The 22,760-nt window shown below is 41.6% G+C and carries 20 protein-coding genes and 1 tRNA gene; 12 read left to right on the forward strand and 9 right to left on the reverse strand.

Going from position 1 to position 22,760, the window contains the following annotated elements; all coding sequences use genetic code 11:
• Positions 1-90 precede the first annotated feature (90 nt).
• Both AC2SLP_RS03305 and AC2SLP_RS03310 read left to right on the forward strand, forming a co-directional pair.
• Positions 91-459 carry a hypothetical protein gene (locus AC2SLP_RS03305; RefSeq protein WP_486535209.1) on the forward strand — a complete coding sequence of 123 codons (369 nt, stop codon included), beginning with the start codon at positions 91-93 and terminating at the stop codon, positions 457-459.
• A gap of 276 nt (positions 460-735) precedes the next feature.
• Positions 736-909: a hypothetical protein gene (locus AC2SLP_RS03310; RefSeq protein ID WP_486535210.1), complete on the forward strand. Its 174-nt coding sequence runs from the start codon at positions 736-738 to the stop codon at positions 907-909.
• Positions 910-956: 47 nt separating this feature from the next.
• Here AC2SLP_RS03310 and AC2SLP_RS03315 read toward each other — a convergent pair whose 3' ends face one another.
• Positions 957-2,567, reverse strand: coding sequence for a GMC oxidoreductase (locus AC2SLP_RS03315; protein WP_486535211.1), 1,611 nt, complete (start codon positions 2,565-2,567; stop codon positions 957-959).
• 641 nt (positions 2,568-3,208) lie between these two features.
• Here AC2SLP_RS03315 and acnA point away from each other — a divergent pair.
• Positions 3,209-6,043: an aconitate hydratase AcnA gene (gene acnA, locus AC2SLP_RS03320; protein ID WP_486535212.1), complete on the forward strand. Its 2,835-nt coding sequence runs from the start codon at positions 3,209-3,211 to the stop codon at positions 6,041-6,043.
• Positions 6,044-6,174: 131 nt separating this feature from the next.
• Here acnA and AC2SLP_RS03325 read toward each other — a convergent pair whose 3' ends face one another.
• Both AC2SLP_RS03325 and AC2SLP_RS03330 read right to left on the reverse strand, forming a co-directional pair.
• Entirely contained in the window at positions 6,175-6,594 is a 420-nt protein-coding gene (locus AC2SLP_RS03325; protein ID WP_486535213.1) for a PACE efflux transporter, read from the reverse strand.
• Between the two features lie 77 nt (positions 6,595-6,671).
• Positions 6,672-7,004 carry a hypothetical protein gene (locus AC2SLP_RS03330; RefSeq protein ID WP_486535214.1) on the reverse strand — a complete coding sequence of 111 codons (333 nt, stop codon included), beginning with the start codon at positions 7,002-7,004 and terminating at the stop codon, positions 6,672-6,674.
• Between the two features lie 354 nt (positions 7,005-7,358).
• Here AC2SLP_RS03330 and AC2SLP_RS03335 point away from each other — a divergent pair, with 354 nt between their 5' ends.
• Positions 7,359-8,336 (forward strand): DMT family transporter, encoded by a 978-nt coding sequence (locus tag AC2SLP_RS03335; protein ID WP_486535215.1) that lies wholly within the window; start codon positions 7,359-7,361, stop codon positions 8,334-8,336.
• A 289-nt stretch (positions 8,337-8,625) separates the two neighbouring features.
• On the opposite strand, the gene AC2SLP_RS03340 is transcribed toward AC2SLP_RS03335, so the two are convergent.
• The 4 genes from AC2SLP_RS03340 to hisB form a co-directional block, all read right to left on the reverse strand.
• Complete coding sequence (locus AC2SLP_RS03340; RefSeq protein WP_486535216.1) at positions 8,626-9,363, reverse strand: SDR family NAD(P)-dependent oxidoreductase; 738 nt, start codon at positions 9,361-9,363, stop codon at positions 8,626-8,628.
• 218 nt (positions 9,364-9,581) lie between these two features.
• Positions 9,582-9,824 carry a hypothetical protein gene (locus AC2SLP_RS03345; RefSeq protein WP_486535217.1) on the reverse strand — a complete coding sequence of 81 codons (243 nt, stop codon included), beginning with the start codon at positions 9,822-9,824 and terminating at the stop codon, positions 9,582-9,584.
• An 85-nt stretch (positions 9,825-9,909) separates the two neighbouring features.
• Positions 9,910-10,545 carry an imidazole glycerol phosphate synthase subunit HisH gene (gene hisH, locus AC2SLP_RS03350; RefSeq protein ID WP_486535218.1) on the reverse strand — a complete coding sequence of 212 codons (636 nt, stop codon included), beginning with the start codon at positions 10,543-10,545 and terminating at the stop codon, positions 9,910-9,912.
• A gap of 3 nt (positions 10,546-10,548) precedes the next feature.
• Positions 10,549-11,175 carry an imidazoleglycerol-phosphate dehydratase HisB gene (gene hisB, locus AC2SLP_RS03355; protein WP_486535219.1) on the reverse strand — a complete coding sequence of 209 codons (627 nt, stop codon included), beginning with the start codon at positions 11,173-11,175 and terminating at the stop codon, positions 10,549-10,551.
• Positions 11,176-11,489: 314 nt separating this feature from the next.
• On the opposite strand from hisB, the gene AC2SLP_RS03360 reads away from it, so the two are divergent.
• The 5 genes from AC2SLP_RS03360 to AC2SLP_RS03380 all read left to right on the forward strand — a co-directional run bounded on the left by AC2SLP_RS03360 (position 11,490) and on the right by AC2SLP_RS03380 (position 14,454).
• The gene (locus AC2SLP_RS03360; protein ID WP_486535220.1) at positions 11,490-11,924 is read left to right on the forward strand and encodes a hypothetical protein; all 435 of its coding nucleotides are present in this window, start codon (positions 11,490-11,492) and stop codon (positions 11,922-11,924) included.
• Positions 11,925-12,126: 202 nt separating this feature from the next.
• Positions 12,127-12,202: transfer RNA gene (locus AC2SLP_RS03365), tRNA-Phe, on the forward strand.
• A gap of 197 nt (positions 12,203-12,399) precedes the next feature.
• On the forward strand, positions 12,400-12,900 hold the full coding sequence (locus tag AC2SLP_RS03370; RefSeq protein ID WP_486535221.1) for a DUF4385 domain-containing protein: 501 nt from the start codon (positions 12,400-12,402) through the stop codon (positions 12,898-12,900).
• A gap of 130 nt (positions 12,901-13,030) precedes the next feature.
• Positions 13,031-13,723 carry a phosphoglycolate phosphatase gene (locus tag AC2SLP_RS03375; RefSeq protein ID WP_486535222.1) on the forward strand — a complete coding sequence of 231 codons (693 nt, stop codon included), beginning with the start codon at positions 13,031-13,033 and terminating at the stop codon, positions 13,721-13,723.
• A gap of 122 nt (positions 13,724-13,845) precedes the next feature.
• Positions 13,846-14,454: a class I SAM-dependent methyltransferase gene (locus tag AC2SLP_RS03380; RefSeq protein ID WP_486535266.1), complete on the forward strand. Its 609-nt coding sequence runs from the start codon at positions 13,846-13,848 to the stop codon at positions 14,452-14,454.
• 321 nt (positions 14,455-14,775) lie between these two features.
• On the opposite strand, the gene AC2SLP_RS03385 is transcribed toward AC2SLP_RS03380, so the two are convergent.
• Together AC2SLP_RS03385 and AC2SLP_RS03390 are read right to left on the reverse strand one after the other, a co-directional pair.
• The gene (locus AC2SLP_RS03385) at positions 14,776-16,275 is read right to left on the reverse strand and encodes an LptF/LptG family permease (RefSeq protein ID WP_486535223.1); all 1,500 of its coding nucleotides are present in this window, start codon (positions 16,273-16,275) and stop codon (positions 14,776-14,778) included.
• Positions 16,272-17,864, reverse strand: a complete 1,593-nt coding sequence (locus tag AC2SLP_RS03390) for an LptF/LptG family permease (protein WP_486535224.1) — start codon at positions 17,862-17,864, stop codon at positions 16,272-16,274. The genes AC2SLP_RS03385 and AC2SLP_RS03390 overlap by 4 nt, the downstream gene beginning before the upstream one ends.
• A gap of 849 nt (positions 17,865-18,713) precedes the next feature.
• On the opposite strand from AC2SLP_RS03390, the gene AC2SLP_RS03395 reads away from it, so the two are divergent.
• The 3 genes from AC2SLP_RS03395 to sstT all read left to right on the forward strand — a co-directional run bounded on the left by AC2SLP_RS03395 (position 18,714) and on the right by sstT (position 22,738).
• A complete protein-coding gene (locus tag AC2SLP_RS03395) occupies positions 18,714-20,387 on the forward strand; it encodes a leucyl aminopeptidase (RefSeq protein ID WP_486535225.1) in 1,674 nt (557 codons plus the stop codon).
• 95 nt (positions 20,388-20,482) lie between these two features.
• A complete protein-coding gene (locus tag AC2SLP_RS03400) occupies positions 20,483-21,094 on the forward strand; it encodes a DNA polymerase III subunit chi (protein ID WP_486535226.1) in 612 nt (203 codons plus the stop codon).
• A gap of 432 nt (positions 21,095-21,526) precedes the next feature.
• On the forward strand, positions 21,527-22,738 hold the full coding sequence (sstT, locus tag AC2SLP_RS03405) for a serine/threonine transporter SstT (protein ID WP_486535227.1): 1,212 nt from the start codon (positions 21,527-21,529) through the stop codon (positions 22,736-22,738).
• The last annotated feature ends 22 nt before the right edge of the window (positions 22,739-22,760 follow it).

Below are 22,760 nucleotides of genomic sequence, written 5' to 3' on the forward strand. Positions count from 1 at the left end.
ACTTATATTCAAAGGTCTGTTGAGTAGCGACTTTAGTTCAATCTACCCAAAGCTCCGTCCGCTATTAGGCCCAATCATGTAGGACTAACCATGAATTTTGCTCTTTCATCCGCTATAGTTATCGTCAGTTTGGTAGGGGTGGTAATGACACCTGCTATGGCTCAACCCCCTTCACAAACGCTCTCTGCATCCACATCATCCGAATTAACACCAGGCTCATTTACCAATGACGTCTTACGTAGAGACACAGCATTGATTTTGGTGGAAAATGGTTACATCACACCATTGGATGATATTACTCCATTTGTTATCGAACATCCAACTGGTTCTACTGGCGAAAAAACATGGCGTGAACTATGGGTGACTACTCCTGAACAGCATCCTGCCTACTTTGCCATTACCTTTAAAGAGGATGGTAAAGGCTCAACAGATGTTGCTATCACTCCGATACATGAATGACAATCCATCCATGTTATTCATTTAAACTCTGGGCTAGAACTTATTATTTAATTTGATTATCGGGTTCTGTTTGGTACGCATGGCGTCACCCTACTCGCCAATTTACATGACATTAAGCGACACCCCCTCTCTAGCCCTCCCCTTGAAGATTAAGAAAACACATAATCTTTGATTGTTTCACAGAATTACATTGCATTTTGAGGTTTTTGTATTGAGGGTAAAATGGAGGTGCGGTTTAGCCTTGACAGCAGCGGTATCCTGCTGACGGCAATGGCGATGCGGACGGTGACTAGAGGGGGTGTCGAGGTAACAGCAACGCCTCTGGTCACGATAGTCCGCACGCCAGTGACGAGGCAGATACAAGCGGATGGCGAGATTAGCTCCCTCAGCTCAGCCTTCTACCCTCAGCTATTTGCAACTTGGGCGCCTTTTGATGAGCTGGTTTTATGAAACCTTTATACGGTGGTGGTGCTGGTTTAAAAGAAGTGGCTTTATTGTTAGCCAAAATCCTGCTGCAAAATATAACTCATGTTGCGCTCGGCAAGCCCAGTGATAAACACATAGGGATTAACGCCTGCACTGCCCGGTATCAAGGCGCTGTCTTGTACGTAAATATTTTCATGCCCTTTGACTCGTCCAAATTCATCGGTCGCTTTGCCTAACACGCAGCCACCTAAGGGATGGTAGCAAAAATCGTCGCCAAAGCCTTTGTTGAACAATAGGCTCGAGGTGCGTCCTCCATTGGCTTTGCCCAGCTTTTCAACCAGCTCTTTGGCGGCATTGACTGAATATTGGTTTTGTGAGCGTTTCCAGTTTAGTTTGACCGCTTGAGACGCTTTATCGTAGTAATAATTGCCACGTTCGGGGTTATCCGTAATTGCTAAATACAAGGTAGTCCACGTCTCAAGCCCCATAGGTAGTGGCGCAATCTCGGCAAATATCTTGTACTTAGAGCCGTCTCTATCGCCATCCCACATGTTAATGCCTTTGACGGGGATACAGGATTGAGCCTCTCCCGCTGCATGGACAAAATTGCGTCCAGTCATGATATTGCCATTGGGCCCCCAGTGCTGACCCACATGTTCGTTGAGATTATTGAGCGTGCCAGCGGCTTGACTTTTGAGCAGTAGCTCTGATGTACCTGTGCTGCCTGCATTCAAAAATAGCTTGTCGCAGGTGTAGTGTTCGATAGTATCAATACCGCCTTCTTTATTCAGCTCATGCACTTCAAGCTTTAACTTACCCTTTGCTAGCTGCTCAATATTATTGACTTTACGCAACGTTTTGACGCTAACGTTACCTGTGGCTTCAGCGTCTTTTAGATAAGTTAAATCTAGAGAGAACTTGCCTGCATTATTACCATAGATAACCTCACCGCCCAACCCTGAAGCATACACCTCGCCTGTGGCTTCTTTTTCCATATACTCAAAATCGTAGCTGTTACTGAAAAACTCTGTTTTCAAACCGGCTTTATCTGCTTGACGCTCGGCAGCTCGAGTATATTCGTAATGCTCGGTGTGATTAAAAAAGTCTTCTGGTATTTGGCTGACTTTTAACGCTGTCATGGCTTTTGGAAAAAAAGTGCCATACATCTCATCGCTATCTATCCAAGGAAAGGTTTCTTCAAAATGCGAGCGTCTTGGCTTAATGGCAATCGCGCCATTAACGATAGAACCACCGCCATAAGCACGACCAGCGAATACCTTTATTTCATCATATTCAATTAGGTCGAGTACGCCAGGATACTTCTTGATACGGCGTGGAATCGGAATCGGCGCACTAGGCCAGTTTTTAAACCAACTTGAGCGCTCATCAGCGGTAATCATCTTACAAAAGGTATCGTGCTCAGGTGTTCTGTCCCAGCGCATACCCATCTCTAAAATCAGCACCTCATGCCCTTGCTCGCTAAGACGCAACGCACAAACCGCCCCGCCATACCCACTACCTACGACGATATTACTAAAGTGACTTGCATGCTTTACTGGCTTTGATTGCAGCATAGGGTCAATAGTGGGTTTTGCCAACGTCTGGCAGCCACTCATGGTTGCCGCTGTAGTGGCTGCGCCTAATCCAAGACCTATTGATTTAATAAATTTACGTCGCTTCATTCGATTCCTAACTTGTAGAATTGGAAGAGGTTTAAAAAGATACACCTGATGACATATAAGCCATGAGGTATAAAAGGTAGATATTTTTAATCAGTCTAGCAACTTTTATTTGCTGTATTCCTTAACTAACGTAAATAAATAGCACGTTCACTTTGCTAAACTGCTTTTAGTGCTCATAGTACTGACTCATTGATTTAAAGCTTAGCGCGTTTAGTTATATTAGGGTCTGTTGTTACGATTTAACCACGATGATAATACGCCTAACCCTTATGTGAAAGTCACATATTTGATATGTTATAAGTCATATACCTAATGATATTTTATGCTCTATATTCACCCTATAAATGTAGAACATACGATTGTTTTAAACGGTTATGAGTTTATATGAATGCCGTATCTTTTAGCGTTATTAGTTTTATTAGTTATATTAAGGTTATTAGGTCTGTCATTAAATAGGGGTTTAAGTGGCAGTATTGTCAGCTATATTAATAGTAGCCTAGGATTGTTTGTTTTAATAATCAGTTTCGACGTTAGTTATTAATAGTCTCAACTAATAACAGACCTTAAAACTTTGTTTTTGAGGATGTTAGCCACCTACTTACTGCTTTGTTTGAAAGTAAAAAAAAGAAAAGGGAGCCATTATGAGTGATGTTTTTAATGTAAAAGACAGCTTAACAGTTGCGGGTAAGGATCATGCTTACTACAGCTTGACAAAGCTTGATAAAAAGTACCCGAATATTAATACCCTACCATACAGCATGAAAATCGTATTAGAGAACCTACTGCGTAATGAAGATGGCGGTCAATCTGTTGGTGAACAGCATATTGAAGCAGTCGCCAATTGGGATGCTAAAGCCACCCCTTCAAAAGAAATTGCCTTTATGCCGGCACGTGTGGTTTTACAGGATTTTACTGGGGTGCCATCAGTAGTTGATTTAGCCGCTATGCGAGATGCCATTGTTAAACTTGGCGGTAATGCAGAGCAGATTAATCCTTTTATCCCTAGTGAATTGGTGGTAGATCACTCGGTGCAAGTAGATGTATATGGCCGTGAGGATGCGTTAGATTTAAATAAAAAGATTGAATTCAAACGTAACAATGAGCGTTATGAGTTCCTGCATTGGGGTAAAAATGCATTTGAAAATTTTGTCGTTGTACCTCCAGCCACCGGTATTGTGCACCAAGTTAACCTAGAATATTTGGCTCGTGTGGTTATGGCAAGTGAGCAAAATGGTGAACTTACCGCTTATCCTGATACCGTATTTGGTACGGACAGTCATACGACCATGATTAATGGTGTAGGTGTACTCGGTTGGGGCGTCGGCGGTATTGAGGCTGAGGCTGCAATGCTAGGTCAGCCCTCATCTATGCTTATTCCTGAAGTGGTTGGCTTTGAATTAACTGGCAAATTATCCGAAGGTGTAACGGCAACTGACTTAGTACTGCGTGTTGTTGAAATGCTACGCGCTCATGGTGTGGTTGGTAAATTCGTGGAGTTTTTTGGCGAAGGCTTAGATAGCCTACCGCTTGCGGATCGTGCCACTATTGCTAATATGGCACCAGAGTATGGTGCTACGTGTGGTATTTTCCCAATTGACCAAGTCGCTATTGATTATTTGCGTTTATCTGGTCGTGAAGAAGATCAAATTAGTCTGGTTGAAGAATACGCCAAAGCTCAAGGCCTATGGCATGATGCTAATACGCCTGATGCTATTTACTCAAGTACATTAACACTTGACTTGAGCACCGTAGAACCCTCTTTAGCAGGTCCAAAACTACCGCATCAACGTATTGCTTTATCTGATATGTACGATAAGTTCCAAGACACCTTAAATGTGATGACTCAAGACCGTAAGGTAGAACTAAAAGGTAAAGTACGCTTTGATCAAGAAGGGGGTCAACAAGAGCAAGCCGACCATCTCGCCGCGCAGCCTGCTATTGAAGTAGACACCGAAGACGATGCCGCTAAAGACGAGGCAGACTCGCAAAGCGTGTTCTCTACCGTCTGTATCGATGACAAAGAGCACAAGCTCACCGATGGCTCTGTGGTCATTGCGGCAATTACCTCTTGTACCAATACCTCAAACCCAGCGGTAATGATTGGCGCTGGTTTGGTCGCAAAAAATGCTGCTGCAAAAGGGCTAAAAGCCAAACCATGGGTAAAAACGTCTCTCGCTCCTGGGTCTAAAGTCGTCACCGATTATTTAGAGAAAACCCAATTGATGAACGAGCTTGAAAAAGTCGGTTTCTACTTAGTGGGCTATGGCTGTACCACGTGTATTGGTAATTCAGGTCCATTGCCAGATGTGATTGAAAAAGCTATTGAAGAGAAAGACTTGGTAGCGACCTCGGTGCTCTCTGGCAACCGTAACTTTGAGGGGCGCATTCACTCGCATGTTAAAGCCAACTATCTTGCCTCACCACCATTGGTAGTAGCCTATGCGCTTGCGGGTACAGTTGATATTGACTTAACTGAACATCCGTTAGGACAAGACCAAGACGGCAATGATGTGTTCTTAAAAGATATCTGGCCTACCACCGCACAAATTGACGAGCTGATTGCTCAAAATATCAATGCTGATATGTTCCATAAGAACTATGGCGAAGTCTTCGATGGTAGCTCAGAATGGAACGCAATTTCTTCGGCCGACAGTCAGTTGTATCCTTGGAGCGACGCTTCTACTTATATCAAAAATCCACCATTCTTTGATGATATGACCATGCAGTCTGAAGGGATTAAAGACATCCAGAATGCGCGTATTTTAGGTCTATTTGGTGATTCTATTACCACTGATCATATTTCACCTGCGGGTAATATTGATCCAGACTCTCCAGCAGGTAAATACTTGCAGGAGCGTGGTGTATTGGAAGCCGACTTCAACAGCTATGGATCACGCCGTGGTAATGATGCAGTAATGACGCGTGGTACGTTCGCGAATATTCGTATCAAAAACCAAATGATGGGTGGTAAAGAAGGTGGTTATACCTATTACTTTAGTGGTGATAAAGCGACGTTACAAGATGGTGAAGAAATGGCCATCTATGATGCAGCCATGAAGTACAAGGATGAAGGGCGTACCTTAGTCGTTCTAGGCGGTGAGCAATATGGTACTGGCTCAAGCCGTGACTGGGCTGCTAAAGGGACTATCTTATTAGGCGTAAAAGCAGTATTAGCAGGCTCATTTGAGCGTATTCACCGCTCTAACCTAGTCGGTATGGGTGTGCTGCCATTAACCTTCAAAGACGGTGAAAATGCAGATACATATAACCTAGATGGTTCAGAAGTATTGAGCATTACTGGTCTTGAAAATGGTGAAAGTAAGACGGCTACTGTCACCGCAACACGTGCCGATGGTAGTACTGAAAGCTTTGAGGTGAACGTGATGCTACAGACGCCAAAAGAGCGTGAATATGTGCGTCATGGTGGTGTCTTACATTATGTATTGCGTCAACTTGCTGCTCAAGAACATGCTTAAATTATTACATTACTCAATAATTTAATCTAATAAAAAATGCCTGACTCATTGTCAGGCATTTTTTTGTCTGCATTACTGTTCTTTTAATACTGTTTCTACAATAGTCTTAGTTTAACACTGTCTTTTTAATATTAGGGTGTGTCTGGAATTGGGAAAACCTTGTCGTAAGCGATGTTATAAAAGAACGCATAAACCAGATAAAATATCGCCATGGCAATATCCATGATAAAGGCCTGCCACAAACTAATCTTGAGATACCAAGCGACTATAGGTAAGAAGAATAGTAACAACCCCCCTTCGAATAAGGCGGCGTGTAAGATACGTATGGGAATTGTCTTATGTACGGACCCTTTTGCCTTAAGCATGGCTTTATCAAATAAGATATTATAATAATAATTCCATACTGTGGCGACGATAGAGGCGGCGATAGTAATCACTCCGATGTCATGTAATGGAAAGCCAAATGCCCAGCTGGCAAGTGGAGCAAATAACAATAGCCCTATAATTTCAAAGCCTACAGCATGACGGATCCGGTCTGACGTTTTGCGCATATTTATATCTTATGGTGAATGGCTTGCAATAATTGAGGACCAATCTTCAAATGTAACACCCCATCTTTTTAATGATTTTAATAATGTTTATCAAATAGGGGTGTCCAGCGGTTTATGACATAGAGGACAACCGGCCAAAAACAAGTATTGAGAATATCATGAATACTGGCTCGAAGATGGTCGCCAGTCAGATTTGGATAATTAACGCTCAAGTCTAAATACTCACCCGCCAAAGCAAACATCACGGAGACGAATAAGGCAATATTTAACCTTGTGATATGTCGCTGAATAATAGGTCGGGTAAGTAGTAAACTTATAACAAACACCCCTATACCCACATAGATATGCAGGGCATCTCTTTCAAGCCCTGTCATTCCCATAATTTTTAATTTAAACCGTTGAAAGTCCACTGGTAATATCCGATACAAAATATGATTTTTTTAACAGGTTATGATTCTATTATCACGTATTGATACGCTTGAATAATTGATAAACTCTAAATGCAGCTGCTTAAAATTCAGTAATAAATAGGTATTCTACGTAACACTGTTATACTAGGCTGTGGATTGTTTATGAATAAATATATAAAGAGCAAGGGATTGATTCTTTAAAGCATATACCTATCATTGCCTCTATCACTAAATCCTACTGCTACTGACATTTAAATCGTATCCATTTTAAGCCGCCTCTCTTTATCGTACCCATTCTTACCATAATATCCATGTATTACTGTTATACCTTTTTATATGCTGCTTGAGCTAACAATGACTAAACGTGATCTGCTAATCTTTATTTCGCTTGCCTTTATGTGGTCTCTGTCTTTTATATTTTATAGAATAGGTGTGCCCGAATTTGGCTCACTCTCTTTCGCCAGTCTGCGTGTGGTTTTTGCAGCGATTACGATGCTGGTATTTGTACTAATGAGTTTTAAAAACAGAGAAGGCATCAAACACCATATCAAAATGCTAGCCATCGTAGGTATTTGTACGGCAGCTATCCCTTTTACATTATATTCGTATGCCGCCCAGACTATTAACGCAGGCGTTCTGGCTGTACTCAATGCGTCTGTTCCAATGATGAGCGGATTGATTGCCAGTGTATTTTTTAATGATAAATTAACGCGCAAACAGTCTATCGGATTGATTATTGGTATTATGGGCGTAATCATTTTAATGAGCGAACACTTATTCCCTAACCTATACGCAGTCTCAAGCTCGGTAACTCATGAATTAACATCACAAGCTGAAGATTCAGGAGCGCTTGAATCAGGAGCTTTTGAATCAGGGCTAACACCGATATTGATTGCTTTATTTGCAAGCCTTGGATACGCTATTGGTGCAAATTTGACACGCAATTATTTAGAGCATTTGTCTCCCATTGCGATTACGTCTGGGTCGCTGATCATAGCGGGTATTGTGATGTTACCGATAGCTATCTATGAGTTTCCTGTTGGTCAGCAGATCAGTTTGCAAGCTTGGGTATCTGTCATTTGTATTGGTGTCTTTTCGACAGCCATTGCCCTGATATTCATGAATCAACTGATTAAAAGCATTGGGGCCATGCGTGCCACAAGCATAACGCTGATCATCCCTATCTTTGCGATATTACTTGGCTTTTTATTATTAGGCGAAGCACTAGATATGGCAGCAATTGTTGGCTCAATAGTCATCCTAGTTGGCACTTATTTATCATTAAACTTATCGCTTAAAGGCTTAGTCGCCTCAAAAGATAATGTTAAATAAATGAGTTGGTCTCTTTTACACTGCGCGAATTTAGTAAAAAGACAGTCTTTAGACTGGTTACACAATACAAATACAGCACTATATTATATAACCAAAAAAGTGGGTGTTAAGTTAGTAATCCCCACTACCTACTTACAAAGAGCTTGCATGAGCTTTGATTGATAGCATCAATACTTTTTCTATCATTAATCTTCTAAAAAATTAATCCAACAAAAGTTTAAACACTATCAATATCTTAAATACCATCAATATCTTAAATGTCATCGATATGAGCGCTTCACAGTTCTTTCTATCGACCTAAAGTCCAACCGCCATCCATAAATACGTTGGCACCGTGCATATAGTTTGAGTCATCAGACGCTAAGAATACCGCTAACGCTGCAATCTCTTCTGGCTTGCCCGCCCGCTTGGCAGGTATATTATTTAGACGCTCATCTTCAATACCTTCTGTCATCAGAGTCTCAATAAACCCAGGAGATATCAGGTTGACCTTAACGCCTTTTGAGCCAAAATCAAATGCCAACTGTTTGGTAAAACCAGCAATGGCGTGCTTTGAAGTCACATATGCAGAGCCCCCTGGACCTGCCATTTGCGTCGCTTGCGAACCAATATTAATAATTACTCCACTTCCTTGTTTAATAAAATGTGGAATAACTGCTTTTGAGGCCAGATAGGGTCCTGTGACATTGACTGCCATTAATTTTTCATATTCATCAAGCTCAAGCTCTGTGGCGGTTTTATAGGCATCATGAATCCCCGCGCCATTATATAAAATATCTATCTGACCGAAGGTTTCCAATGTTTTATCGACAACCTTGTCTATGTCTGCTTGATTAGTAACGTCTGATTGTATAAATAAGGAGGGTTGATCATTATCTTTTAATTTATTTACAATACGATTACCCGCCTTCTCTTCTAGACCTACGATAACCACTTTTGCGCCTTCATTGGCATAGGCTTTTGCTGTGGCCTCCCCTAATCCTGAAGTACCGCCAAACACGATAGCTACTCTATCCTGAAGTTTCATAAGTTGCTCCTTGTTATATTTAATTTTAATAGCTGCATATATAAGCGCTTATTCGTTGTTTTCTTCTCATATGCTCTTTATGTCATATGCTTTTTATGTCATATAGTTTTTATGCCATATCAAAATTAACAACGATTTTATAATGACGCTAGTACCGGAGTATGGCCTCGAAGTAAGCTTATGTAATTAATAACAGGAGGTGAGTAAACTAAAATAGGTCAGTTAAGGGGTCTAAATCTAGGTAATAGCAAGATAATTAGTACACAAGGAATAGTGATATAACTATCGTAGGAGGTGGCGGTGAATAGGCTATAAAACCCATCAAAGAACAATACTGCAATTAGAACAAATTGCAGTATCATCATGACCCGCTGCTTATTTTTAAAAGAGACAGGATAGGAAGTGAAAGCAAATACAATTTGCAGTACGGCTAAGACCAGATATAGATAATAAGTTGGCATATACCTTTATCCTGCTTTCTTCTACCAGATAGTCCTAAACCTTGGTTTTATAGCCTTTTGTTTTTAAAGCTTTTTGTTTTTGAAGCTATATGTTCCACTCAACAAAGTTTTTGAGTAGTTGTAAACCATCATTGTGACTTTTTTCAGGATGAAACTGAGTGGCAAATAGATTATCTTTAATTACGCTGGCACAAAATGGCTGACCATAATCGCAAACAGCAGCCGTCACAGACTCATCTTCAGGGGCACAGTAATAGCTGTGTACAAAGTAGAAATGTGCGTGCTCATCGATACCTTGCCACAGCGGATGAGCTGCATCCATACCCGAGATGGTGTTCCAGCCCATATGCGGAATTTTAATGCGTTCGCCCTGCTCATTCGTCCAGTCATCTTCGAATCTGACGACCTGACCCGGTATGATATCTAGGCATTGAGTATGTTCAAACTCTAGCGATTCAGTAAACAGCGCCTGCATACCAACACAAATTGCCATCACTGGCTTATTAAATACCGCCTCTTTTACCACCTCATCAATGCCCTCTTCACGCATTTGAGCCATACAGTCTCGCATGGCGCCAACACCTGGGAACACAATCTTGTCAGCCGCTCTAATAATCTTAGGATCATTGGTAATAGACACCTCGGCACCCACCGCTGCCAATGCTTTGCTAGCTGAGTGTAGATTGCCCATACCGTAGTCTAAAAGTGCAATTTTAGTCATTAGCTACAGCGCCTCTTTGGTAGAAGGAAGCGTATTCAACGCTCTTTCATCATACTCACAGGCCATGCGTAGCGCACGTGCAAAAGCTTTAAAGGTACTCTCAATCTGGTGATGACTATTAACGCCTTTTAGATTGTCTAAATGTACCGTCATCCATGCATGGTTGACAAACCCATAGAAGAATTCGCTGAATAGATCGACATCAAAGCTGCCAACATGTGAACGGGTGAATGGAATGTCCATATGCAGACCAGGGCGCCCTGAAATATCAACGACTGCTCGGGTTAAAGACTCATCAAGTGGGGCATAAAAATGACCATAACGGCGGATGCCTTTTTTATCACCGAGAGCCTTAGCAAAGGCTTGACCCAACGTAATGCCTGTATCTTCGACACTGTGATGATCGTCGATGTAAGTATCCCCTTTGCAGGTAATATCAAGATCAAACAGCCCGTGACGTTTTATCTGGTCAATCATATGATCCAAAAAAGGCACGCCGGTATCTATGATCCCTTGTCCGGTACCATCTAGGTTAACCGACACACTAATTTGCGTCTCAGCCGTATTACGCTCTACACTCGCAATACGATTTGGACGATTGGCTGGATTTGAATTTATTTCAGTAGTCATGGCAATAAGGCTCACTAATCATTGGCTCGCTAATAAAGAACAACCAATATAAATAATATAGTCAAAGAAGTCTAAAATGGTTACAAGGCAACCGAGTGCAAGTACTACTCATGTAGGCTTAGCGAGGTTAACGCCGTAACCATTTAGTAGTTCTTTGACTATAGATAAAAATTTAAGTCAAACAATATGATATGGATGATAACAAACACACCACTTTTAAGCCATATTTACAGTCTATAAACGCCGATAGTTTGCTAAAATACTGATATTATTTTAATTTAGTCCTTATTTACGCTAATTTTGGAAGCCTTACTATGCCTTTAGAAGCCGTTGCCATTAATTCTTTTGACGCCCCCATTATGCGTGAGACCACTCACGATAACGAGCTGCGTGAGCGCATTACCAAACTATATGCAGCCGATAACGCCAATATGGGTAATTTATCGGATGCTCATGCAGTGATGGCTATGTTTGAAACTGCCTTTAAACGTGGCAACCTTATGTATGTGGGCATGTTTAATGATAAGCCCATTGCTGCTGTCGGTTGCTTTGATGATGGTCAGACAGATACCAAACGACTGCAATATCTAGCCATGCATCCAGAAAATGTGAACCGCGGTATTGACGCCAAATTTATTAAGCTGGTCTACGACAAAGAAGTCAAAAAGGGTGTGTGTCAATTTATGCCAGCTGATACTCAAATTCATCAAATCATGAGCGAATATGAGCTGATTCGGGTTAAGAGATAACTATTAATAAAAGCCTGTCAATTTACTATCGTAAAACTAATAGACTTGTATCCGTCCGTATCTAAGACAAAGGGTATAAGGTAAAATGATATAAAACTTTAAACCAATCATCCAACCGCGAAATCTTGTTTATTTCATCTATTTTTGAAAAAAAGGTTGACAGGTCATCTAATATTTAGTTTAATAGCGTCCTCATAAAGACGGCTCGATAGCTCAGTTGGTAGAGCAAAGGATTGAAAATCCTTGTGTCGGCAGTTCGATTCTGCCTCGAGCCACCATCTTTTTGCCAAATTGCGAAACCCTCAAGCTACTCATAGTTTGGGGGTTTTTTTATGGCTGATATTTAGATGATGAACTAAGCTTGGGTTACACAGTCCATATTTAATGTTCTACATCACTGGGTATACTAAATAGTTCTAAGCTTCTATCCTGATGTCTTAGCGATTGATCTTAATCTAATGATGTGCGACTTATTATGCGTGAATTTGACTACGACTTAGACTACAAAAATCTAAATCTTCGTGAGCAGCCTGAACTGTACCGAGTAGGACGCGGTGAACAAGGCGTGTTATTGGTAGAGCCTTATAAATCTGAGATTTTACCGCACTGGCGCTTTGCTACTCCTGATGTCGCCCAAGAGAGTAGCGATGTCATCTATCAGATGTTTTTAGATTATCTGGACAATGATGACTTTGTTGGCGCAGACATGGCGCGTAAGTTCTTACAAATGGGCTATACACGTGCTAGGCGTTATGCCAATCACAAGGGCGGTAAAAAATACAAGGGCCCTGTACCCGATGATAAAAAAGGTCAAAGTGGTGCGCATGGACGCGAAGAATTACCACGAGATGAAGAAGATCCTATCAAAGCCGAGTCTGCACGTATCTTTAAACAAAAATGGGATTTGTGCCGAGAAAATAAGACTTATTTGAAAATGAAAAAAGCACACCGTGAGAAATACAAAGACGTTGAATAAAGGCTATTTTAAATACAATAATGTAAGTCTCTAAAAATAAAAACAGTCGCTTAAAATTCTAAATTAATGCAAATTCATTGCACACATCAATTAAACTGATTGCTTAAAACAATATAAACCTGAGAATCTTATGACAGATCTAGACAAACAACTTCTAATTTTTGATTTTGATGGTACGTTGATCGATAGCGTTCCTGATTTGGCTCAAGCCGTCAATGAAATGCTAACAACCTTAGGAAAATCGACCTATGCAGTTGACACTATCCGCAATTGGGTAGGTAATGGCTCTCGTATGCTGGTTGAGCGTGCTTTGGTAGGTGATGTTGAGGTGACAGACGGCCAATTAAGTAAAGCTGACGCTGATCATGCCGAACAGGTATTTTTTGAAGCTTATAACAACATAAGCGGTCAAAACACGGTGGCTTATCCTGACGTTGATTCAGGATTAAAGCAGCTAAAACAAGCGGGATTTACGTTAGCTTTAGTGACTAATAAACCGATTAGATTCGTGCCAAAGATATTGCAAACCTTTGGTTGGCAAGACACGTTCGAACAAGTGCTTGGCGGTGATAGTCTAAGCGTAAAAAAACCAGACCCTACCCTGTTACTGCATGTATGTAAGCACTTAAGTATAAAGCCCGCGCAAGCTGTCATGATTGGTGATTCGAGAAATGATATTGAAGCTGGTAAAAACGCTAACATCGACACATTGGGCCTGTCATATGGGTATAATTACGGCCAAGATATCCGTGAGCTAAATCCAACTGCCGCGTTTGACGATTTTAAAAGTTTGGTAGATTGGGTCATTACAAGCTATGCATAATGCGATTTATTTCAAATAGCCCTTACCCTCTCTACTATTAACTATAATTTTTTATCGTCTATACCTATATCTATATCTATATAAGTTTTATTCATACGAAAGGTTTTTAAATGACAGATCAGATGACACACCAGCCCCCTGCTGACTTATTAGAAAAAGCCAAACATTGGCGCGAAGACATCACATTTACTCAAGATGTGCTGGGCAAACCGATGCACTTCACCACCACATGGGGTATTTTTTCACCTGAAAAACTAGACGCAGGTAGCTTGATGCTACTCGACTATATTGATTTTCAGCCTGATGATGATTCAATCGACTTAGGTTGTGGCTATGGCGTACTTGGGATGGCGGCGGCGCGTGAATGCCCACAGGGTCAGCATACCTTGATTGATAAAGACTTTATGGCGGTCGAATATGCCCGTCGTAACTGTCAGAAAAATGGTTTAACCAATGTTGATGTGCATTTATCAAATGGATTTAACCATGTTGATTCTAACAAAGATTTTAGTCTGGTAATGACCAATCTGCCAGCAAAGGTAGGTAAAGAGCAGCACTATTTATACCTACTTGATGCCTATAGCAAATTACGCTCAGGCGGTCGGTTTTATGTGGTGACTATCAATGGTCTGCGCCAGTTTATGAAACGGGCTTGTACCGAAGTCTTTGGTAATGCGGACAAGGTTAAACAAGGCAAAACTTACACTATTACTCGTGCCATTAAAGATTAAAAATTGAGGAAAAAACTAAGAGTTAGCAGTTAAGAGAAAAATAACACAAAATACCCAATACTGACAAACCTTTGATAAAGCCCCGATTTTAAGATCGGGGCTTTATCATTTAAAAATCATTTAGGCGATTCAGCGTGTAGAGACGATTAACACTATAGTTGAAGAAAACTAAAATGGTTACAAGACAACCGAGTGCAAGTACTACTCATGTAGGCTTAGCGAGGTTAACGCCGTAACCGTTTAGTAGTTCTTTGACTATATTACAGGCTTAAAGCTAACAGACCCTATAAACCCCCGGCCTATACCCATACCTATCCTGCTCTATCCTTGGCGCTTAATCAGATATAAGCCCAATGCTGCACTGCCAATAATAGGTAATAACACCATCAGCAGCGGAGATGCGCCTGTGGCTAACGATACAAAGCTGGTCAAATCTTGGATATAGCTAAATAGCAGTCCAAAAATCAACGCTACCACAATGCGCAGACCCAAGCTGTGGGTGCGCAGTGAACCAAACACAAATGAGCAAGCGACAATGACCAGCGATAGGATCGCAAATGGTGACAGCAGCTTTTGCCAGAATGCCACCTCATGCTCTAACGAGCGTGTGCCTTGCGAGGCATTAAATCGTTTATGATCATAGAGCTGAGTTAAGGATAAGTCTTCAGCACGGCGGGTTAATAAATAAACCGAACTTGGCGAAATAGGTAAAATCATGGTGCCTTGTTCTTCATGATGCTGTGCCACGAGAGGGGCATCAGTTAGAACCCCCGCTAATGTTTGCGCTGTACTGTCTTGGGACAGGTTATCTTGAATCAGGTTATCTTGAATTAGATCATCTTGACTGTTTTGCTCATCAGTAGATGTGGGCTTTATGGGTTCTTGTAAGTTTTGAGCCTGACTTTGATTCATAATCTCAGAGCGCTGGGCCAAAGTCACTGTGGTCACATCGTTTAGCTGCCACTGATGATTAATTATATCTAATCCCTCAAGGGCAGATTGATCAGCAGAGCTTTCACTGTTTTGTCCGCCTATCGGGAGCGTCTGCGCATCAGATTGTGCCACATAGGTGCCACCGGAAGCTTTGGATACAGCAGTTAAGTCATTGTCTCCATTTAGATGCCAACGTTTTACCTGTCCGATATTACCGTTAGCATCTGCATAATCGATATATAGGATATTATGCCCATTGGAGACGCCATTATTATTTGAGGCGCTATTAACTTGCTCGTTATCTTGCTCATTATCTTGCGCATTATGCCCATTTTCTGACGTCTGTGAAGACTGAGGAATATTAGGAGCTTGAGTAACTTGAGGGGCTTCTTGAATCGTCCAGTACCCATTTACCGACGCCAGTAATGCGGTGTCCGGTTTACGAATTTGACTGGCCATAAGGTTGGTTTGGGGTAGCACATATTGATTGATGACAAGCGCCAAAAACACAAAGATAAATGCGGGCTGCAATACCCAGCCAACAATGCGATAAATACTTAGCCCCGATGCCCGCATTACCATCAGCTCAGCGTTGTTGGCTAATAGACCAAGCCCAATTACGGCGCCCAAAAGTGCGCCTGTGGGCGTGAACTGCTCTAAAAAATAGGGCGAACGGTAAAAAATATACTTTATCGCATCCAAATAAGTATAACTGTCGCTAAAGTCTTCTAATTCAGCAAGATACGCAAATACCAGTTGCAATGCCCATAAGCCTAAGACAGCAAACAACATCGCAAATAAGGCACTTTTTTTAACGTATCGGGGTAAAATTGTTCCCGGTCGTACTGATTCCAAAGAAGCCGTACGGTCTTTAAATATGTTTTTCAAGACCGTCCTCCTTTTGATTGATCCTCATGAACTGATGAATTCATGTTTTTATTTAACTCTCGTTGACCTAATCTAAATCGAACACGGTGATGTATACGGCTCGCCCAGTTCAGATACAAGGCCAGTGCAATAAAGGCAAAGATGGCAACGGCATTTATCCATACGGGTAGGTTGCCTTTCGCCACCGAGCTTTTGATAGAAATAATAACCAAGGCGCAACTGGTAAAAATCATGATAGCAGGTACTATGCGTAGCCAGCGCCCTTGCCGTGGCCGCACTTGAGCCAATGGGACAGCGAGCATAGGTGCAATGAGTATCAGCCACGGCAGGGCAAACCGATAGCCAAGCTCAGCTTGAGCAGCTATTACTGGTCCACCCGCATTGTCGGTAGTAAGCTCAGGCGTTGAAGTGTTCGCAGATAAAGGTAAATCCCTTCCTGTTGCTACTTTCCATAATACGGTCAGTGGCTGCGTCGCCACATTGTCCTCACTGACAACATCTGCTGGTGGGCGCTCAAGACTGATACGATAGCGCTCAAAGCTCACTTCATTATAAACCAAGCTATCGGCATCTACCTCATAACGGCGACCCTGATACAAGTCCAGCTGTGTCTTGTTGCTGTTCTCAACACCTTGAACTTGTACCGCGCGTTTGGCCATCACTAACGTATCTCGCTTAGGATCTGAGCTGGTACTAACTACATTAGATGCACTGTCAGATAACGTGTCGTCGCTGCTGATTACATCTTCATTTGAGATGACCGTTTCACTCTCAACGTCGCTCTCATTGTCGCTAACTGCGCCATTTTCTGCATGACCTTCATTAGACTGGGTAGCGGCTATAGGATTGGTAAGACTGGTGACAATCTTATTATTTTCTAAATCTAACTGATCTTCAGCATTTTTTTCATTCATAGCAGAGGAATGGGTTAAATCTTCTGACAATGCCTCGCTAATGGGTAGTGCCGATGCTGTCTGGTCCTCTAACTGTTCCTGTTGAAACTGTTCCTGCTGATTGGCATTGTCGTCACTCGCTGCATTTGGACCCAAAGCTTGGTCTTTACTGCTGTCATCAGCAGTCTGTATTAAGATAACATTTTGTAATTCTGTTCTATCCTCATTCATATCACCGACATATAAATGATAATTCCCACTACTAACAAACTGCTGCGGCCTTATCAAATCAAAAGCACTACTCAATGATTGCTGCTGCCAAATGGTGTCTGTATTGCGCACTCCCCAAGGCTTTGCATATAACGACAACCCTGCTTCCACTATAATTAAAAGAACGATAAGCGGCGTCATTAATCGTGCCAATCGGCCGCGCGAAATACCGCTTCCATTTAGTACCGCCATTTCATGATCGACATAGAGTCGGCCAAACACTAGCATAAGCCCAATAAAGAAGGATAAGGGCAATACCAATTCTAGAAAATAAGGTAAGTTGTAGCCGATAATAGCAAACAGTAAGCCTACGTCTAAACGCCCTTCAGCAGCAATGCCAAAGTAGCGAATCATACGTCCACCCAATAGCAATACAAGCAAAAACCCCAAGACTAATGCGGTAGTCGAAGCCACTTGCTGGGTCATATAACGGCGTAAGATCACAGGCACACTCGGTTATTATAAAAATTGAGGATTGACGATTATTGTTAGAAGTCGTTTTGTATAGTCAGCAACCGCCTAAACGGTTACGGTTTTAATCATGCTAGGCTACATGAGCACTACTTAAACTTGCTCGCTTTAATGCAGTCACTTTAAAACAATTAACATATAAGTTTAGAGGGCATAATGACAAAATCGGTATCATATTTCTACTAAGCCAAAACACTAAGCGTACATTATAAATGCTATTTAAAGATATGCTAGAGCGTATCTTTAATAAAACTACCCTGAATAAAACTACTCTTAATAAAACTACCCTTAATAAAACTACGCGGTTAAAACTTAACTAGACTACATATGACCTATAGCGTGTGGTTCAAAAAATGTAGCATTTCATCAATATAAGCCATAAATAAGAGCTATCAATACGCGCATTAAGTCCAAGTAAGTTTAAGCTTAAGTTCGGTGCATATTTTATCATGACTGTTATCAGATTATCGTAGCTTAGATGTCAATTTTGATGACTGAATTTAGATAGCAACCTATATAGGAGCATTAGGTAGCAGCATATATAGATGAATGTATAGGTCAATATGTAGGTCAATATGTAGAGTAAATTAGCTAGCCTCTTGAGGGTTTGTTATGAGGTTGGATTAAGTGCTCATGTTGCTAATATGTCTGATATGTTAAACTATCTTGTACTAATTTGAGCGGTTTACACCGTATGCTATGCATTCATAATACTAATAATATATACCTTATTGTATATAACTTGATGTATAGATAGCGGCTCAACTCTCACTACGTCATTTAACAATAAAAAGAGGATTTATAATGAGTTTATCAATATCTGTAATAAATACCCTACCTAAACCAAAAAAACTATTAAAAAAGACGCCAAACGTAGACCAGAACGCTCAATTGCTGGCTGTTTTTATTGACGAAGATGGCAAGATACTGGGGCATGATGAAGGCTTGTTTGACGCCTATCTACCCCGCATTAAAGGTTTAATTGAAGCAGCGAATTTTAAAGGAAAAGTTGGTGAAACTGTCGCTGATTTTGCACTGGCGTCAGATGCCAAAAAAGCACCGTTACAGCTATTATTAGTTGGTATCGGTGATATCAACAAGCTAAGCAACAGTAAGGTACAAAAAATTACTTCAGCACTATACAATGCGGCTTACAAACGAGTGGATGAGCTTACGCTTGCTATCGCCGATGTTATTTCTGCTGAGACCAATCATCAGTTTGTTCTTGAACTATTAAATGCAAGCTATCGTTTTGATAAATACAAAGCCAAACGCTCAGAGCCTGCCCTGCATCAAGTCAATATTTTATCGCACTCGTTTGACCAAGCGTCTGTCGATTATGCCCTTGCCGTACATGATGGTCAGTCACTTGCCCGTGACGTTGCAAACGAACCAGGTAACGTTTGTTTCCCAGAGTTTATGGCAGATGAAGCGCGCGTGCTGGCAGAACATTATCCGGATTTATTAAAAGTTACTGTACTGGGTGAAAGCGAGATGGAAGCGCTAGGAATGGACTGCTTCTTATCCGTCTCACGTGGTTCTGCGCGTGAAGGTCAACTGGTTATTATGGAATATCAAGGTAATAACCAAACCTCTGATAATACTCCTGTTGGACTGGCAGGCACCTTGGCTAAAAACGTGAAAGCTGTCGCAGACAAATTACCCAAAAAAGCCACCAAAGGTAAAGCTAACAAAAAAACTGGCCAAGATACTGCTGGCCAAAACACTGATAGCAACACCGCTGCAATAGTTAATAAAGATGCGCCAATCGTATTGGTAGGTAAAGGCGTTACTTTCGATTCAGGGGGTATCTCAATCAAGCCTGGCGCTGCCATGGATGAGATGAAGTTTGATATGGGCGGCTCTGCGTCGGTACTGGGTACCATAAAAGCGTTATGTGAAGCACGTCTTCCTATTAATGTTGTGGGCGCGCTGGCATGTGCAGAAAATATGCCATCAGGTGAAGCCACACGTCCAGGTGATATCGTCACCGCAATGAATGGTGATACGGTTGAAATCCTAAACACTGATGCAGAAGGACGTTTGGTACTGGCTGATACTCTATGCTATGTACAGCGTTACAACCCGCGCGCTATTATCGATGTCGCCACGCTTACTGGCGCTTGCGTGATCGCCCTTGGACACGTCCGCTCAGCGGTTTATAGTAACGATGAAGACGTGTTGTTCGAGCTTGAAAATGCTAGTAATCAATCTGGCGATCTGATATGGCATATGCCACTTGATGATGAGTATCAAAGCCAGCTTGACTCGCCAATAGCAGACCTTCAAAATATTGGCGGACGTCCTGCAGGCTCTATCACAGCGGCTTGTTTCTTATCTCGTTTTGTTAAAGATGACCAAGCATGGGCGCACTTAGATATCGCCGGTACGGCGTGGAAATCAGGCAAAGAGAAAGGCGCGACGGGTCGTCCTGTACCTTTATTTATGCAATATCTTAAAAACTTAGCTCATTCTTAATGCAAGCTAATTCTTAGTATCCGCTCTTTTTTAAAGTAAGCTCAATGAGTTCTATGAGCTTTGCTTTATGAGCACAGTCCTATTAAGTAGGTGACATGCAAATTAGCTTCTATGTCTTAAGCGATGCTTTTATTTCTCAAGATAAAACAGGCGCTAACACTGAGTCAAATGGGCAGAGCACTGCTTCAGCGGTTAATGCTGAGGCGGTGCTTAATTTTGTCTGTAAATTAACGCAGACTGTCCTTAAAAAAAGCGAGATGAGTTTGGTAATTGTTGATGATGATACTAAATGGCTAAATCAGCTTGATACAGCGCTATGGTCATTTGATCCAGTGAGCTTCGTCCCTCACAACTTATTTCTCCCTCACAACTCAATTGAGCTTGATAGCGGTGGACACCCTAGCGCCTCAAATAATGGAGCTGCTATAGCTACGACTGATGCTGAAACTAATGATGAAACAGATCCTAAAATTGATGCTGAGCAATTGTCCGCTCCTGTAACCCTCATTTCAAATTTTCCTAATGGATTTGATGGTGTTGTACTCAATCTTGCGGCGACTGCACTCCCTTTGACTAACTTATCTATATTACCTGATCGAGTGTTAGAAATTATCACGCCTGATGAAACCAGCAAGCAGCAAGGCCGTGACAAATATCGAATTTATCGCGATTTGGGTTTTGAACTCAAGTATTTTCCTATTAACTGATGTATTAGTGGTAAGCCAAGCTAGTTATTATAGTCAGCGAACACCTAAACGGTTACGGCGTTAATCTCGCTAAGCCTACAGGTGTAGCATTTGCACTCGGTTGCCTTGTCACCATTTTAGACTTCATTGACTATAGTATCTTAATAAAGTGTGATTTAAAACAGATTACCTATAGATATAGACTGGAATAGGCAAACACTTACATAAGCAAAATATCTCTATCAGTAAAATACCTCTATTTATCATATATTTTGTCCATATCTCGTTCAAAATTTTGCAGATAAGGTCATCTTTTGTATAATCGGTTCACAGATTGAATCCTTAAGCATCTTTTATTAAAAACCTGTTATTAGAGACCTATAGGAGTGTCGATCAGTGCTTATTCGATTCATCCTCTAAACATTTAGATAATACCCTTTATTCGGAGCGTTTATGAATGCCATCGTTAATATGTACCAACGTATAGGACTGGTGCCACTTATTGTTGTTGGGCTGGTGATTGGTGTCTTGGTAGGGTGGCTGTTACCTTCGGTAGGTATTGCACTGGGCTTACTTGGATCTTTATTTGTCGGTGCTTTAAAAGCAGTGGCGCCAATCTTAGTATTTGTGTTGGTTATGGCCGCCATTAGCCAACACCAAAGTAAAAGCAAGGTTCATGTTAAGCCAGTACTCATCATGTATATATTTGGGACTTTTCTCGCTGCATTGACCGCGGTTACAGCGAGCTTTTTATTTCCAACTGAACTTATAGGTCTCAACACGATTGAGGCAGTTGTTGACCGAGCGCCTCCTACAGGATTACAAGAAGTATTAACGACGCTGTTGATGAATTTGGTGGATAATCCGGTTAGTGCAGTGGCCAACGCCAACTATATGGGCATATTAGCATGGGCGATAGTGATAGGATTTGCCTTACGCAAAGCGTCCACAACCACCCGTATGATGGTATCAGATTTGGCAGAAGCTATTTCTAGTGTGGTGCGTTTTGTGATTGCTTTTGCCCCTCTTGGTATCTTAGGTTTGGTGGCTAATACAGTCGCCGAAACTGGTTTTGATGCACTATTAGGCTATGCGCGATTGCTGGCCATATTATTGGGTTGTATGCTATTTATAGCGCTGGTGATAAACCCAATTATTGTGGCATTTAATATTCGTAAAAACCCTTACCCCTTAGTGTTTCGCTGTCTAAGAGAATCTGGAATTACCGCCTTTTTTACCCGCTCATCTGCGGCGAACATTCCTGTCAATATGAACCTTGCTGCTAAGCTTGGTTTGGATGAAGATACCTATTCGGTTACCTTGCCCCTAGGTGCTACTATTAATATGGCAGGTGCGGCAATCACTATTAACGTTTTAACCCTCGCTGCAGCGCATACGCTAGGCATTCATGTAGACTTTGGTTCTGCCCTTCTATTAAGTGTGGTGGCTACGGTTAGTGCGTGCGGTGCTTCTGGTGTGGCAGGGGGCTCATTGCTGCTGATTCCTTTAGCGTCGAGTTTATTTGATATACCTAACGAAGTGGCGATGCAAGTTGTTGCCATCGGATTTATTATTGGTGTGGTTCAAGATTCGGCAGAAACTGCGCTTAACTCCTCTACCGATGTACTCTTTACTGCGGCCGCTGATCCTATTATGAAAAGATAGCGTTATTATAAAAATAAACAAA

The sequence above is a fragment of the Psychrobacter sp. CX21 genome, from assembly GCF_057396255.1.